The organism is Nocardia puris, assembly GCF_003315035.1.
GTDB classification, from domain to species: Bacteria; Actinomycetota; Actinomycetes; order Mycobacteriales; family Mycobacteriaceae; genus Nocardia; species Nocardia puris.
The window spans coordinates 785,892-800,088 of the sequence record NZ_QNRE01000001.1 but is presented as its reverse complement, the minus strand read 5'-3'; the positions used below and the strand labels follow the sequence as shown (position 1 = coordinate 800,088).

General features: G+C 70.2%; 13 protein-coding genes. 12 read left to right on the top strand and 1 reads right to left on the bottom strand.

The features are described 5' to 3' along the window. The gene (gene rimM, locus DFR74_RS03690; RefSeq protein WP_067514133.1) at positions 1-525 is read left to right on the top strand and encodes a ribosome maturation factor RimM; all 525 of its coding nucleotides are present in this window, start codon (positions 1-3) and stop codon (positions 523-525) included. Positions 526-527: 2 nt separating this feature from the next. Next, positions 528-1,217, top strand: coding sequence for a tRNA (guanosine(37)-N1)-methyltransferase TrmD (trmD, locus tag DFR74_RS03685; RefSeq protein ID WP_067514132.1), 690 nt, complete (start codon positions 528-530; stop codon positions 1,215-1,217). Positions 1,218-1,501: 284 nt separating this feature from the next. On the opposite strand, the gene DFR74_RS03680 is transcribed toward trmD, so the two are convergent. Further along, on the bottom strand, positions 1,502-2,356 hold the full coding sequence (locus DFR74_RS03680; protein WP_067514131.1) for a helix-turn-helix transcriptional regulator: 855 nt from the start codon (positions 2,354-2,356) through the stop codon (positions 1,502-1,504). Between the two features lie 97 nt (positions 2,357-2,453). Here DFR74_RS03680 and DFR74_RS03675 point away from each other — a divergent pair, with 97 nt between their 5' ends. The 10 genes from DFR74_RS03675 to DFR74_RS03630 all read left to right on the top strand — a co-directional run bounded on the left by DFR74_RS03675 (position 2,454) and on the right by DFR74_RS03630 (position 13,748). After that, positions 2,454-4,094 (top strand): AMP-binding protein, encoded by a 1,641-nt coding sequence (locus tag DFR74_RS03675; protein ID WP_067514130.1) that lies wholly within the window; start codon positions 2,454-2,456, stop codon positions 4,092-4,094. Next, positions 4,094-5,731: an AMP-binding protein gene (locus tag DFR74_RS03670; protein WP_067514129.1), complete on the top strand. Its 1,638-nt coding sequence runs from the start codon at positions 4,094-4,096 to the stop codon at positions 5,729-5,731. Before DFR74_RS03675 ends, DFR74_RS03670 begins: the two co-directional genes overlap by 1 nt. 159 nt (positions 5,732-5,890) lie before the next feature. Further along, entirely contained in the window at positions 5,891-8,317 is a 2,427-nt protein-coding gene (locus tag DFR74_RS03665; protein ID WP_084538195.1) for a Tex family protein, read from the top strand. 18 nt (positions 8,318-8,335) lie between these two features. Then, positions 8,336-9,211: a hypothetical protein gene (locus DFR74_RS03660; protein ID WP_067514128.1), complete on the top strand. Its 876-nt coding sequence runs from the start codon at positions 8,336-8,338 to the stop codon at positions 9,209-9,211. A gap of 162 nt (positions 9,212-9,373) precedes the next feature. Further along, positions 9,374-9,715, top strand: a complete 342-nt coding sequence (gene rplS, locus DFR74_RS03655) for a 50S ribosomal protein L19 (protein WP_067514127.1) — start codon at positions 9,374-9,376, stop codon at positions 9,713-9,715. Positions 9,716-9,798: 83 nt separating this feature from the next. Then, positions 9,799-10,590 carry a signal peptidase I gene (gene lepB / locus DFR74_RS03650; RefSeq protein ID WP_411719588.1) on the top strand — a complete coding sequence of 264 codons (792 nt, stop codon included), beginning with the start codon at positions 9,799-9,801 and terminating at the stop codon, positions 10,588-10,590. Positions 10,591-10,680: 90 nt separating this feature from the next. Next, entirely contained in the window at positions 10,681-11,400 is a 720-nt protein-coding gene (locus DFR74_RS03645; RefSeq protein ID WP_067514146.1) for a ribonuclease HII, read from the top strand. 46 nt (positions 11,401-11,446) lie between these two features. After that, entirely contained in the window at positions 11,447-11,752 is a 306-nt protein-coding gene (locus tag DFR74_RS03640; RefSeq protein ID WP_067514125.1) for a DUF2469 domain-containing protein, read from the top strand. Between the two features lie 131 nt (positions 11,753-11,883). Further along, entirely contained in the window at positions 11,884-12,240 is a 357-nt protein-coding gene (locus DFR74_RS03635) for a YraN family protein (RefSeq protein ID WP_067514124.1), read from the top strand. Next, complete coding sequence (locus DFR74_RS03630; RefSeq protein WP_067514123.1) at positions 12,240-13,748, top strand: YifB family Mg chelatase-like AAA ATPase; 1,509 nt, start codon at positions 12,240-12,242, stop codon at positions 13,746-13,748. The genes DFR74_RS03635 and DFR74_RS03630 overlap by 1 nt, the downstream gene beginning before the upstream one ends. Positions 13,749-14,197: the final 449 nt, after the last annotated feature.

The window sequence follows — 14,197 nt, the reverse complement described above, 5'->3', positions numbered from 1 at the left end:
ATGGAACTCGTCGTCGGGCGGGTCGCCAAATCGCACGGTGTGCGCGGCGAACTCGTCGTCGAGATCCGCACCGACCGGCCCGACGAGCGTTTCGCGGCGGGCGCCACCCTGCGTGGCCGCCTGCCGCGCTCGTCGCAGGTCCGCGATTTCACCGTGGAGTCGGCCCGCGAGCACTCGGGCCGGCTTCTGGTGTTTCTCGCGGGCGTGTCCGATCGCACCGCCGCCGACGCCCTGCGCGGCACCCTGTTCGTGGTGAACAGCGAGGATCTGCCCCCGTCGGACGATCCGGACGAGTACTACGACCACGAACTCGAAGGTCTCGCGGTGCGGCTCACCGACGGGTCGGAGGTGGGCACGGTCACCGAGGTGCTGCATTCGGCGGCGGGCGAACTGCTGTCGGTGCGCGCCGCCGACGACGGGCGCGAGATCCTGATCCCGTTCGTCACCGCGATCGTGCCGACGGTGTCGCTCGCCGAGGGCGTGGTGGTCATCGACCCGCCCGAGGGTCTGCTCGATCCGGAGTGACCATGCGGATCGATGTCGTCACGATCTTCCCCGAGTACCTGGACCCGCTGCGCACGGCCCTGCTCGGCAAGGCCATCGACAAGGGCCTGATCTCCGTGGACGTGCACGATCTGCGCCGCTGGACGCACGACGTGCACAAATCCGTCGATGACGCCCCCTACGGCGGCGGCCCCGGCATGGTCATGAAGCCCACCGTGTGGGGTGACGCCCTGGACGAGGTGTGCCCCGACGACGCCCTGCTGGTGGTCCCTACCCCGGCGGGCGTGCCGTTCACGCAGGCCACCGCGCACCGCTGGGCGGACGAGCGGCACCTGGTGTTCGCCTGCGGCCGCTACGAGGGCATCGATCAGCGCGTCTTCGACGACGCCGCCCGCCGCGTGCGCGTCGAGGAGGTCAGCATCGGCGACTACGTCCTCATCGGGGGCGAGGCGGCGGTGCTGGTGATGACCGAGGCCGTGGTGCGCCTGCTCCCCGGCGTGCTGGGCAATCAGCAGTCCCACCAAGAGGATTCGTTCTCCGACGGCCTCCTCGAAGGCCCCAGCTACACCCGCCCCGTGGTGTGGCGCGACCTCGAGGTCCCCCCGATCCTCCTCTCCGGCGACCACGCCAAGGTCGCCGCCTGGCGCCGCGAACAATCCCTCGAACGCACACGAGAAAGACGCCCGGACCTGTTGCCCCCGGAGGAGCGGTAGGCCGTCCGGACATCAGGCGGCGTTCAGGTCGAGCGGGCGGATCGGACGCCTCCGCGAGGCGCTGTGAGATCGATTTCTGCGACGAGAGCGACAGATTCGCGATCGTGGAGCTCGGGATGCGAAACCTGTCGCGCCGCTGAACTGTCAGGGCGACACTCGCCGTGCATCCGGCCCGGCAGTGCGTACTCGCCTCTCCGGCCGCCATCCCCGTGTCGAAGTCCATCCGGCGCCTCAGCGGCCCGGCCGCGTCGACCGAGCGTCGCGCCGCACGGTCATCTCCCGGCTCAGGGCAGCAGGCCGAGCCGCCGCGCCGTCACCACCGCTTCGTGCCGGGAGTGCGCGTCCAACTTCGTCATCGCGTTGCGCAGATAACTCTTCACCGTCTCCGGCCGCAGTGAAAGACGCTGAGCGGCTTCCTGATTGGTGCAGCCGAGCGCGATCTCGGCGAGCACGTCGAGTTCGCGGCGGGACAGGCGCGGCGCGTCGGGGGCGGGCTCGCCGGTGAGGACGCGGGTGAGCCGGGCACAGACGCGGTGCAGCCGGTCGCGTAGGTCGTTGTCGTCGGGCAGGGCGCGCGCCACCGAGCGCAGTTCGGCGTTGATATCGCGCAGTTCCTCGGTGACGGCGGGCGCGGTGGCGGCGGCGGGAGTCACCGATTCGAGCAGCCGCAGCCGCCGGTCCACCTCGTCGCGAATGGTGAACTCGGTGGCCAGCCGCTGCCCGGCCAGCACCATGAGGTCGGCGGTGCGGTCGCCCATCGGGCTGCCGCCGCGGGTGGCGGCATACAGCACGGCGCGGGTGCGGTCGTCCACCACCACCGGCACCGCCAGCACCGACCGGATGCCCTCGCCCGACACGGGCCCGTCGTAGTGGTGCGTAATCGACGAGGCCCGCCGGTAGTCGGCGACCGACGCGGGCCGCCGCATCTCCATGACGCGTCCGCCGAGCCCGGAGGAGCGCCGCACCGGCAGCCCGCGCAACCCGTTGGTCATGGTCCCGACGAACTCGGTGAGCAGCAGCGTGTCCTCGTGCACTTCACCGCCGAACAGCACGGGTACACCGGCCCGGCTTGCGACCCAGCGGATCTCGGCGCGCAGCGCGTCACCGTCGCGCGGGCGGAGCAGGTGAGTGGTGGTCATGGGGACTCACCCCTTTTCGGGGGTAGTAACGAACGTGATGTGCCGCACATCCTAGTGGACACCAGGGTGGCCTGGATCACCAACGAGGAGAGCAAGCATGAGCACCGATCCGGACGCGCGGGTGCGCGCGCTGCTGGCGGATTACGACGGACCCGACGCCTGTGCGGCGGAACTGCTCTGCGACCGGCATCCCGCCGACGCCGTCGCGTTCACGGTGATCGAGGCGGATCTGAGCGCCACCGATCTCACCTACGGTGAGCTGCGCGAGCGCTCGGCCCGCTTCGCGGCGGCGTTGGCCGGGCTGGACATCGAGCCGGGCGATCGGGTCGCCACACTGATGGGCAAGTCGGCGGAGCTGATCGTCGCGCTGCTCGGCATTTGGCGTCGCGGCGCGGTGCACGTGCCGCTGTTCACGGCGTTCGCGCCGCCCGCGATCGCATTCCGCTTGGACGCGAGCCGCGCCGCGCTGGTGCTCGCCGACGCCGACCAGGCGGCCAAGCTCGCGCCCGGCGACGACATCGCGGCCGAGGTGCCGTGGCGGCTGGCCGTGGTGGGCGGATCCGGCGCGGACGTCCGTGCCGACGCGCTGAGCTTCGCCGATCTGATGGAGAACCACGCCGCCGACGATCCGCGGGCGGCCGCCGTCGCGGTCGGCGGTGACGGACTGCTGGTGCAGCTGTTCACCAGCGGCACCACCGGCACCCCGAAGGGCGTGCCGATCCCGGTGCGCTCGCTCGCTTCGTTCCACGCCTACCAGGAGTTCGCGCTCGACGTCCGCCCCGACGACGTGTTCTGGAACGCCGCCGATCCGGGCTGGGCCTACGGGCTGTACTACGCGATCCTCGCGCCGCTGGCCTCGGGCACCCGCAGCCTGCTGCTGCACGCGGGCTTCTCCCCGTCGCTGACGTGGGAGGTGCTGCAACGGTTCGGCGTCACGAACTTCGCCGCCGCTCCGACCGTCTACCGCGCGCTGCGCGCCGACGACTCCGTGCCCACCGGTATCGCGTTGCGCCGCGCGTCCTCGGCGGGCGAGCCGCTCACGCCGGAGGTCGTCGCCTGGTCGGAGCGCCACTTGGGCGTCGCGGTGCGCGATCACTACGGCCAGACCGAGCACGGCATGGTCATCTGCAACGCCTGGCACGAGGATCTGGACTCCGCCGCCCCGCTCGGTTCCATGGGCAGGCAGCTGCCGGGCTGGTCGTGCGCGGTGCTGTCCGACGACGCCGATGTGGAAGCCGCGCCCGGCGAACTCGGCCGCGTCGCCATCGACACCGAACAAAGCCCGCTGCTGTGGTTCCTCGGCTACCTCGACGCCCCGGAGCGCACCGCGCAGCGCTACACCGCCGACGGCCGCTGGTACCTGACCGGCGACGCCGGCTCCCGCGACGCCGACGGCTTCTTCCACTTCTCCGCCCGCGACGACGACGTGATCATCATGGCGGGCTACCGCATCGGCCCGTTCGAGGTGGAGAGCGTGCTGGTCCTGCACGATGACGTAGCCGAGGCCGCGGTCGTCGGCCTGCCCGACGAGTTGCGCGGCGAAGTGCTGGAGGCGTTCGTGGTGCCCCGCCCCGGCGTCGAAGGCACACCGGAGCTGGCCGCCGAGTTGCAGCAGCTGGTCAAGGACAAGTTCGCGGCGCACGCGTATCCGCGCCGGGTGCGGTTCGTCGAATCGCTGCCGAAGACACCCAGCGGCAAGGTGCAGCGGTTCGTGCTGCGTCAGCAGGGAGTGGCGTGATGATCGCCGTGCCGAGCTACGCCTCCGGCGTCTCCGACGCGCCGCTGCTGGGTGACACCATCGCCACGAACCTGCGGCGCACGGCGGCCGCGCATCCGGATCGCGAAGCGCTGGTGGACGTTCCGTCCGGCCGGCGCTGGACCTATCGCGAGCTGCTGGCGGCCGTCGACGCCGTCGCGACCGGACTGGCCCGGCGCGGCATCGGCAAGGGTGACCGGGTCGGCATCTGGGCCCCGAACTGCGCGGAGTGGGTGTTCACCCAGTACGCGACCGCCGCGCTGGGCGCGATCCTGGTGAACGTCAACCCCGCGTACCGCACCTCGGAATTGGGGTACGTGCTGCGGCAGGCCGGGGTCCGGATGGTGATCGCCGCACCGGAGTTCAAGACGTCGAACTACGTGGCGATGATCGAGGAGGTCCGGCCGGAATGCCCCGGGCTGGAACAGGTGCTGATCCTCGGTAGCCCGGAGTGGGACGAGGTCGCGCGTACATCGGCCGACGGCGACCGGTTGGCCGAGATCGAGGCGACGCTGTCGGCGGACGACCCGATCAACATCCAATACACCTCGGGCACCACGGGTTTCCCGAAGGGCGCGACGCTCAGCCACCACAACATCCTCAATAACGGGTATTTCGTGGGTGAGCTGTGCGGATACACCGAACAGGACCGGATCTGCGTGCCGGTGCCGTTCTACCATTGTTTCGGCATGGTGATGGGCAACCTCGCCGCGACCAGTCACGGTGCGGCCGTGGTGATCCCGGCCCCGTCGTTCGATCCGGCCGCGACCCTGTCGGCCGTCACCGCAGAACGCTGCACGTCGCTCTACGGTGTGCCGACGATGTTCATCGCCGTGCTGGCGGAGCTGGACGGTCAGCTCGAGAAGTCCGGCGCCGCACCCGATCTGACCGGATTGCGCACCGGGATCATGGCCGGTTCGCCATGCCCGGTCGAGGTGATGAAACGGGTCATCGACCGGCTCGGCATGCACGAGGTGTGCATCTGCTACGGCATGACCGAGACCTCCCCGGTGAGCACCCAGACCCGCCGTGACGACGACCTCACCCGGCGCACCGCCACCGTGGGCCGCGTCGGCCCGCATCTGGAGGTCAAGATCGTCGATCCCGCAACGGGTCTCACCGTGCCGCGCGGGGAACCGGGCGAACTGTGCACGCGCGGTTACTCGGTCATGCTCGGCTACTGGGAACAGCCCGACAAGACCGCCGAGGCGATCGACGCCGCCCGCTGGATGCACACCGGAGACATCGGCGTGATGGACGCCGACGGCTACATCGCGGTGACGGGTCGCATCAAGGACATGGTCATCCGGGGCGGCGAGAACATCTACCCCCGCGAGATCGAGGAGTTCCTCTACACCCACCCCGATATCGTCGACGCGCAAGTCATCGGCGTCCCCGATCCGAAGTACGGCGAGGAGCTGATGGCGTGGGTTCGCCTGCGCGACGGCGCCGCCCCGCTCACGGCCGAGTCCCTGCGCGAGTTCTGCGCCGGCAAACTCGCCCACTTCAAGATCCCCAAGTACGTCCACCTCGTCGACGAGTTCCCCATGACGGTCACCGGCAAGATTCGCAAGGCCGAAATGCGGGAGATCGCAAAGGAATTGCTCGGCGACGCGTGAGGCGGCCCGGTCCTCGCGAGGTGCGCACGCCGGCAGGCGATCTCGCCGAGCACGTGGACAGGTTGCCTGATCCGCCGCGATCCGGGCGACAGCCCACGATCGGCTCCGCCGCACCCACACCCGGCGAGCGGTCGCGCGGCGGCGGACTAGTCTGTGGGCGTGACGACAGCGCCTGAGATCGCCAGTTCAGAGTCGAACACCGCCGCGCCGACCGCCGCCCTCGCCAGTGTGGGCAGGCGCATCGCCGAGGAACTCGGGGTGCGCGAGAGTCAGGTGCGCGCCGCCGTCGAGTTGCTCGACGCCGGGTCGACCGTGCCGTTCATCGCGCGGTACCGCAAGGAGGTGACGGGCGGCCTCGACGACGCGCAACTGCGCACGCTGGACGAGCGGCTGCACTATCTGCGGGAATTGGACGAGCGTCGCGGCGCGATCATCGAGTCGATCAAGAGCCAGGGCAAGCTCGACGCCGAGCTGCACAAGCAGTTGATGCTCGCCGAGACGAAGGCGCGGCTGGAGGACATCTACCTGCCGTACAAGCCCAAGCGGCGGACCAAGGCGCAGATCGCGCGCGAGGCCGGGCACGAGCCGGTGGCCGACGCGTTGATCACCGACCCGTCCACCGATCCGGCGCAGTACACCGCCGAACAGCTCGACGGTGCGCGCGCCATCCTGGTGGAACGGTTCGCCGAGGACGCGGACCTGGTCGGTGAGCTGCGCGAACTGATGTGGAACCGGGGTCAGCTGACTTCCTCGGTGCGGCCCGGCAAGGAGGAGGCGGGCGCGAAGTTCGCCGACTACTTCGAATTCAGTGAACCGTTCAACAAGCTGCCCTCGCACCGCGTGCTGGCGCTGCTGCGCGGGGAGAAGGAGGAGGTGCTCACCCTGCACCTCGAGCCCGACACCGAGGAGCCGGCGCCGGGTGAGCGCACCGTGTACGAGACGAGAATCGCGGCGCGCTTCGGCATCGCCGACCGGGGCCGCCCGGCGGATTCCTGGTTGCTCGACACGGTCCGCTGGGCGTGGCGCACCAAGCTCCAGGTGAGCCTGGGCATCGACACCCGGATGCGGTTGCGGCAGGCGGCGGAGAAGGACGCCGTCGACGTGTTCGCCACCAACCTGCGCGATCTGCTGCTGGCCGCACCCGCGGGCACCAGGGCCACCATGGGCCTGGACCCGGGCTACCGCACCGGCGTGAAGGTCGCGGTGGTGGACGCCACCGGCAAGGTCGTCGCCACCGAGGTCATCTACCCGCACAAGCCGCAGGGTCAGACCGAGAAGTCCCTCGCGGTGCTGGGCGCGTTGGTCGCCCGGTTCGGCGTGGAGCTGATCGCGATCGGCAACGGCACCGCGTCACGCGAAACCGACGCCCTCGCCGCCGAACTCATCAACCGCATCGGCGCGGCGGGCGGCAACAAGCCCACCAAGATCGTCGTGTCGGAGGCGGGCGCGTCGGTGTACTCGGCGTCGGCGTACGCGTCGCAGGAACTGCCGGAGCTGGATGTGTCGCTGCGGGGCGCGGTGTCGATCGCGCGCCGCCTGCAGGACCCGCTCGCCGAGCTGGTGAAGATCGATCCGAAGTCCATCGGCGTCGGCCAGTACCAGCACGACGTGTCCGAGACACTGTTGGCCCGCTCGCTGGGCGCCGTGGTCGAAGACGCGGTGAACGCGGTCGGTGTGGACGTGAACACGGCGTCGGTGCCGCTGCTCTCGCGCGTGTCGGGTATCGCGTCCTCGGTCGCGGAAAGCATTGTCGCGCACCGCGATCAGAACGGTCCGTTCCGCAGCCGCACCGCCCTGCTCGACGTGCCCCGGCTGGGCCCGAAGGCGTTCGAGCAGTGCGCGGGCTTCCTGCGCATTCGCGGCGGTGACGACCCGCTCGACTCCTCCGCCGTGCACCCGGAGGCTTACCCGGTGGTGCGCCGGATCGTGGAGCGCACCGGCCGCGACGTGCAGGAGATCATCGGCAATTCCACGGTGCTGAAAGGCCTGCGCCCGGCCGATTTCACCGATGAGAAGTTCGGCGTGCCGACCGTCACCGACATCATCAGCGAGTTGGACAAGCCGGGCCGCGACCCGCGCCCGGAGTTCAAGACCGCCGAGTTCGCCGCGGGCGTGGAGAAGGTCGCCGACCTGGAGCCGGGCATGGTGCTCGAGGGCGTGGTCACCAACGTCGCCGCGTTCGGCGCGTTCGTGGATGTGGGCGTGCACCAGGACGGACTGGTCCACGTGTCGGCCATGTCGCACTCCTTCGTCAAGGACCCGCGCGAAGTCGTCAAGTCCGGTGACGTGGTGAAGGTGAAGGTGCTCGAGGTCGACGTCGCCCGGCAGCGCATCGGGCTGTCGCTGCGCCTGGACGACGAGCCCGGCCAGGCGGGCAAGCCCGCGTCCCAGCGCGGCCAGGGCGGTCGCGGCGAGGGTGGCGGTGGTCGCGGTGACGGCCGAGGCGGGCGCGGGGACGGCAAGGCACGGCAGAATGGTCAGGGTCGGCAGCAGCAGGGCCGCACCCAGGGCTCGCCACGGCGCAACGCCCCCGCGCCGAGCGGTTCCATGGCGGATGCGCTGCGCCGGGCTGGTTTCGGACAGTAGGCGGCGGCGGAGGCGGCCATGCGGCGGTGGCTCGAAGACGATGTGATCGCGTACGGCCGCCTGCCGCTGCTGTGTTTCCTGCTCGGATTCATCATCGGGTTCCTGTTCATCCGGCTCAGCGTCCGGATGATCCGGGCGAAGGTGCGGTGGTGGCCGGGGAATCTGCGCGCCGGTGACGTGCACGTGCACCACATGGTGTTCGGCGTGGTGCTGGTGCTGGGCTCCGGGCTGGGCCTGGTCGCGGTGGCCGAGGACGCCGAACGGTGGACGTCCTCGGCACTGGCGGCCGCGTTCGGCGTCGGCGCGGCCCTGGTGCTGGACGAGTTCGCGCTCATCTACTACCTGAAGGACGTCTACTGGGAGGAGCAGGGCCGCACCTCGGTGGACGCCGTGTTCGTCGCGCTGGCGGTGACGGGTCTGCTGCTGCTCGGTTTCCACCCGCTGTCGCTGCTGGAGATCAACGACTTCCGCGACACCGCCGACGGCTGGGCGCGCGGCCTGATCGTGGTGTTCGCGATCGTCAACCTGGTGCTGGCCGCGATCGTCATCGCGAAGGGCAAGATCTGGACCGGCCTGTTCGGCATGTTCTTCCCGCCGCTGCTGATCGTGGGTGCGTCGCGGCTGAGCAGGCCGGGTGCGCCGTGGGCGCGCTGGCGTTACGCCGACCGCAGGCGGCTGATGTACCGGGCGATCGTGCGGGAACGCCGCTATCGCAGGCCCGTGATCCGCGCGAAGATCTTCGTGCAGGACCTGGTGGCCGGTAAACCGAACGTCGAGCACGTGCGCACGGCGGCCGAGGCCGAACTCACCCGTACGGTGATCCCGGCCCCGCCCTCGCCGCACCATCACCGGCACCACCTGCACGCGCTCTGGCCCGAACGCGCCGATCACTGACGGGGCCGATTTTCCCGGCCCCTGTCTGATCTGGCACAATGCTCGGGTTGCCCCGGATGCTAGTTCGACCCCGGAAGCATCCCCCTAATTCGGAGCATGAACCGGTCGAGCACGCAGGTGCCGCCAGGGTCCTCTGTTCGCGCGAACTCCAGAAGGATGAAAATGAACACCCTTGACTTCGTCGACGAAAAGTCGCTGCGCAGTGATGTCCCCGACTTCCGTCCGGGCGACACCCTGAATGTGCACGTGAAGGTCATCGAAGGCTCGAAGGAGCGCATCCAGGTCTTCAAGGGCGTCGTGATCCGTCGCCAGGGCGGTGGCATCCGCGAGACCTTCACCGTCCGCAAGGTGTCGTTCGGTGTCGGCGTGGAGCGCACCTTCCCGGTGCACAGCCCCAACATCGACCACATCGACGTCGTGACCCGCGGTGACGTCCGCCGGGCGAAGCTGTACTACCTGCGTGAGCTGCGCGGTAAGGCGGCCAAGATCAAGGAGAAGCGCTGAGCGCTTCGGCCTGAACCGGCACGAATGATCTCTTCTGGCCCGGCACCATACGTCAGTCATGGTGCCGGGCTAGTCTGTTCGGCGTGGCAGACGAGAGTGAGTCGGTGTCGGTGTCCGGGTCGGGAGACGAGGAGCCGGGGCGGCGCGGTAGGCGCCGGAACAAGAAGCAGCGCAAGCAGCGCAAGCAGCGTCCTTTCTGGCAGGAACTGCCGATTCTCATCGTCATCGCCGCCGTCATCGCGGCGCTGATGGTCACGTTCGTCGGGCGGCCGTATGTGATCCCGTCCCAGTCGATGGAGGAGACCCTCCAGATCGGCGACCGCATCTACGTCCAGAAGATCAGCTACTACGGCAGTGGCGAGCCGCAGCCGGGCGACGTGGTCGTCTTCGTGGGACCGCCGTCCTGGAACGAGCGGTACCAGTCCATCCGCTCCGACAACGTCGTGATCCGCGGACTCCAGAACTTCCTCTCCTTCTTCGGCCTGGTGCCGCCCGACGAGAACGATCTCGTCAAGCGCGTGATCGCGGTGGGCGGCCAGACCGTGCAGTGCTGCGACGAACAGGGCCGGGTGCTGGTCGACGGCAAACCCCTGGACGAGCCGTACGCCGTCTATGACTTCCCGTACACCCCCGGCCAGTGCGCGGGTGTCGGTTGCCCCGTCAGCGGGCGGGAATTCGGTCCCATCGAGGTGCCCGAGGGCCACCTGTGGGTGATGGGCGACAACCGCAACCAGTCGTCGGACTCCCGCTTCCACGTGCGCGACGATCTGACCGGCACCGTCCCCGTCGACAACGTCCGCGGCAAGACGATCGTGAAGATCTGGCCGCCGACCCGGATCGGCACGGTGGGTTCGCAGAACCCGCAGACGAACTGACGGGCGCGGTCGCAGGATAATCGAACGGTGGGGCGAGCCGGAGTGGGAAACGCAGTGACGGCGGGCCGGACATGGCCGCCGCGTGTCGTGATGCGCAAGGCGTCGGGGCTGCGCACGCTGGAAGCGGCGCTGATCCGCAGCGGTCTGGGCCCGGTGGCCGGCGTCGACGAGGCGGGGCGCGGTCCGTGCGCGGGTCCGCTGGTGGTGGCGGCCTGTCTGCTCGCGCCCAAGTCCTACGACAAGCTCGCCGGGCTCGACGACTCCAAGAAGCTCACCGAGGCCACGCGCGAGGAATTGTTCCCGGTGATCACGCGGCTGGCGCTGGCCTGGAAGGTCGTCGTGGTCCCGTCGTGGGAGATCGACGCGATCGGCATCCACGTGGCCAATATCGAGGGCATGCGCCGCGCCGTCGCCGGGCTCGGGCACACGCCCGGCTATGTGCTCACCGACGGATTCCGGGTGCCCGGTATCCCGGTGCCGTCACTGCCGGTCATCGGTGGTGACGGCGCGGCGGCCTGCATCGCGGCGGCCAGCATCCTGGCCAAGGTGACCAGGGACCGGATGATGGTGGAGCTGGACGCGCGCCACCCCGGATACGGCTTCGCGGCGCACAAGGGCTACAACACGCCCGAGCACACCGCCGCGCTGAACGCGCTCGGACCATGTGACGAACACCGCCGTTCGTGGCGGAACGTGCGGGAAGCATTGGCCATGACCTCGGGTTCGAGGGTCGCCGACGCGGTCCGAACGGCCGCGGAAGACGCTGTCGGAGACGGCCGAGTGGCTACCGACGCCGCCCATGCGCGATGATGTCCGCAGACGACGCAGTGCGGCGAGAAGGAGGACATTCCACCCGATGAGTGCCGAGGACCTCGAGAAGTACGAAACCGAGATGGAGCTCTCGCTGTATCGCGAGTACAAGGACATCGTCGGTCAGTTCTCGTACGTGGTGGAGACCGAGCGTCGCTTCTACCTGGCCAACACCGTCGAGCTGCGCCCGCAGAACGCCGATGGCGAGGTGTATTTCGAGGTGCGGATGAGCGACGCGTGGGTCTGGGACATGTACCGGCCCGCCCGGTTCGTCAAACACGTGCGGGTCATCACGTTCAAGGACGTGAACATCGAAGAGCTGGAGAAGCCCGACCTGCGGCTTCCCGAGTAGGTTAACGCGCGGCGCGGCCGGGCCGACCGGTCGCGCGCGGGGTTGTCCACAGATCCACGGCCGTCCACAGGGCTGATGTTCGCCCAGGTCGGCGCGGTGCCGGGTCCGGGCCGGTGGGCGACGCTCGTCGGGTGGCAGACAAACAGGCGCTCGGCGCATACGGGGAGGAACTCGCGGCCCGGTATCTGGTGGCCGCGGGGATGGAGATCGTCGCGCGGAACTGGCGCTGCCGGTACGGCGAACTCGATCTGATCGCCCGCACCTCCGACACCACGGCCTTCGTCGAGGTGAAGACGCGGACCGGTTTCGGTTTCGGCACACCCGCCGAGGCGGTCACCTTCGCCAAACAGCAGCGCATCCGCAGGCTGGCGCTGCTCTGGCTGGCCGAACAGGACGGGCCGTGGCGGCGCATCCGGTTCGACGTGGTCTCGGTGCTGATCATCCGGGGGCGCCAGCCCGAGGTCCGGCACCTCGAGGCGGTGTTCTGATGGCGCTCGGGCGCGCCCACTCCGTCGCGGTCACCGGGGTGGACGGTCAACTCGTGGAGATCGAGGCCGATATCGGGCAAGGGCTGCCGTCGGTGCACCTGGTCGGGCTGCCCGACACCGCGCTCGCCGAATCCCGCGACCGGGTCCGCGCGGCCGTCGCCAACACCGGCGAGAAGTGGCCCGACGGGCGGGTGACGCTCGCGCTGTCCCCGGCGACCTTGCCCAAGAACGGCAGCGTGTACGACTTGGCGCTCGCCATCGCCGTCCTGGACGCGGCCGGTTCGGTGCCTTCGGAGCGTTTGGCGAAGACCGTCCTGCTGGGAGAGCTCGCGTTGGACGGGCGGGTGCGCCGCGTGCGCGGCGTACTGCCGGCGGTGATCGCGGCGCGCAACGCGGGCTGGACGGCCGCGATCGTGCCGGAGTCCGCGCTCGGCGAGGCGGGGCTGGTGGACGGCATCGATGTGCTCGGTGCGCCCAGCCTGCGGCAGGTGATCGCGTGGCTGCGAGGTGAGGGCGAGTTGTCCGAACCCGACGGCGTGGTGCCCGACGTCGTCACCGCGCAGGGCGATCTCAGCGAGGTGGTGGGGCAGGACGAGGCGCGATGGGCGCTCGAGGTGGCCGCGGCGGGCGGCCACCACCTGCTGCTCACCGGGCCGCCCGGGATCGGGAAAACCATGCTGGCGCAGCGGCTTCCGAGTCTGCTCCCGCCGTTGTCGGAGGCCGAGGCGCTGGAGGTGACGGCCATCCACTCGGTGGCCGGCGCGCTGTCGGGGGACCACCCGCTCGTCACCGCACCGCCGTTCGTCGCCCCGCACCACTCGACGTCGGCTACCGCCATGGTCGGCGGCGGTTCTCCGGCGGCCCGCCCGGGTGCGGTCAGCCGCGCCCATCGCGGCGTTCTGTTCCTGGACGAGTGCGCGGAGATCGGCACGAAAGTGCTGGAGGCCCTGCGCACTCCGCTGGAGGAGGGCGAGGTCAGGATCGCGCGGCGCGACGGCGTGGCCAGGTACCCGGCCCGCTTCCAGCTCGTTCTCGCGGCCAACCCGTGCCCTTGCGCGCCCGCGCGCGACGTGGACTGCATCTGCGCACCACTGGCCCGCCGCCGCTACCTGGGCAAGCTGTCCGGCCCGCTGATGGATCGCATCGACATCTGGGTGCAGATGCACGGCCAGGCCGGCGCCACGTTCAGTTCGGAGGCCGCCGAGAGCAGCGCCGTGGTCCGCGAACGCGTCGGCGCGGCCCGCGCGGCGGCGCTGCACCGCTGGCGCGAGTTCGGCTGGCGCACCAACGCCGAGGTGCCCGGACACGCACTGCGCCAACGCTTCCGCCTGCCCCGCGAATCCGTCGCCCCTGTCGAGGCGGCGCTGCGCACCGGCCGGATGTCCGCGCGCGGCGCCGACCGCGCCATCCGCGTCGCCTGGACCATCTGCGACCTGCGCGGCGGTGACGTGCCCAGCGCCCAGGACGTCATGCTGGCGTTGAACTTCCGGCAGCGAGGTGCGCAGTGAGCAGCGGTGAGGGTGCCGGGGCTGTGTCGGGTGAGGGTGTGGCGTGCGGTGGGGAAGCCGTTGCGGAGTGCATGGTGCCGGGCGGGCGGGGTGCGGGCGGGGTGACGTCCGGTGAGGTCGCGCGATGCGATGAGGAGGCCGTAGCGCGCTGCGTGTCGGGTGGGCGCGGCGATGGTGCCGCGATGGCCGGTGGTGGCGTGAGGTGCGGGGTGGACGCTGGTGGGGAGTGTGGGGAAGCGGGTGGGCGCGGTGATGCCGCGGTGCCTGGTGCGGGTGCGGGGTGCGAGGCGGTCGCTGTCGCGGAGTGCGGGGTGCGAGGCGGGCGCGGTGGTGTCGGGTTGGTGTCCGGTGGCGATGTGCGGTGCGGGGTGGACTCTGGTGCGGAGTGCGGGGTAGAGAGTGGGCGCGGTGTTCCTGCGGCGGTGCGCGGTGCTGGGCGTGATGCGGGT

Coding starts and splice junctions, on each gene's coding strand:
- rimM (WP_067514133.1), top strand. CDS start 1: ATGGAACTCGTCGTCGGGCGGGTCGCCAAATCGCACGGTGTGCGCGGC.
- trmD (WP_067514132.1), top strand. CDS start 528: ATGCGGATCGATGTCGTCACGATCTTCCCCGAGTACCTGGACCCGCTG.
- DFR74_RS03680 (WP_067514131.1), bottom strand. CDS start 2,356: ATGACCACCACTCACCTGCTCCGCCCGCGCGACGGTGACGCGCTGCGC.
- DFR74_RS03675 (WP_067514130.1), top strand. CDS start 2,454: ATGAGCACCGATCCGGACGCGCGGGTGCGCGCGCTGCTGGCGGATTAC.
- DFR74_RS03670 (WP_067514129.1), top strand. CDS start 4,094: ATGATCGCCGTGCCGAGCTACGCCTCCGGCGTCTCCGACGCGCCGCTG.
- DFR74_RS03660 (WP_067514128.1), top strand. CDS start 8,336: ATGCGGCGGTGGCTCGAAGACGATGTGATCGCGTACGGCCGCCTGCCG.
- rplS (WP_067514127.1), top strand. CDS start 9,374: ATGAACACCCTTGACTTCGTCGACGAAAAGTCGCTGCGCAGTGATGTC.
- DFR74_RS03645 (WP_067514146.1), top strand. CDS start 10,681: ATGCGCAAGGCGTCGGGGCTGCGCACGCTGGAAGCGGCGCTGATCCGC.
- DFR74_RS03640 (WP_067514125.1), top strand. CDS start 11,447: ATGAGTGCCGAGGACCTCGAGAAGTACGAAACCGAGATGGAGCTCTCG.
- DFR74_RS03630 (WP_067514123.1), top strand. CDS start 12,240: ATGGCGCTCGGGCGCGCCCACTCCGTCGCGGTCACCGGGGTGGACGGT.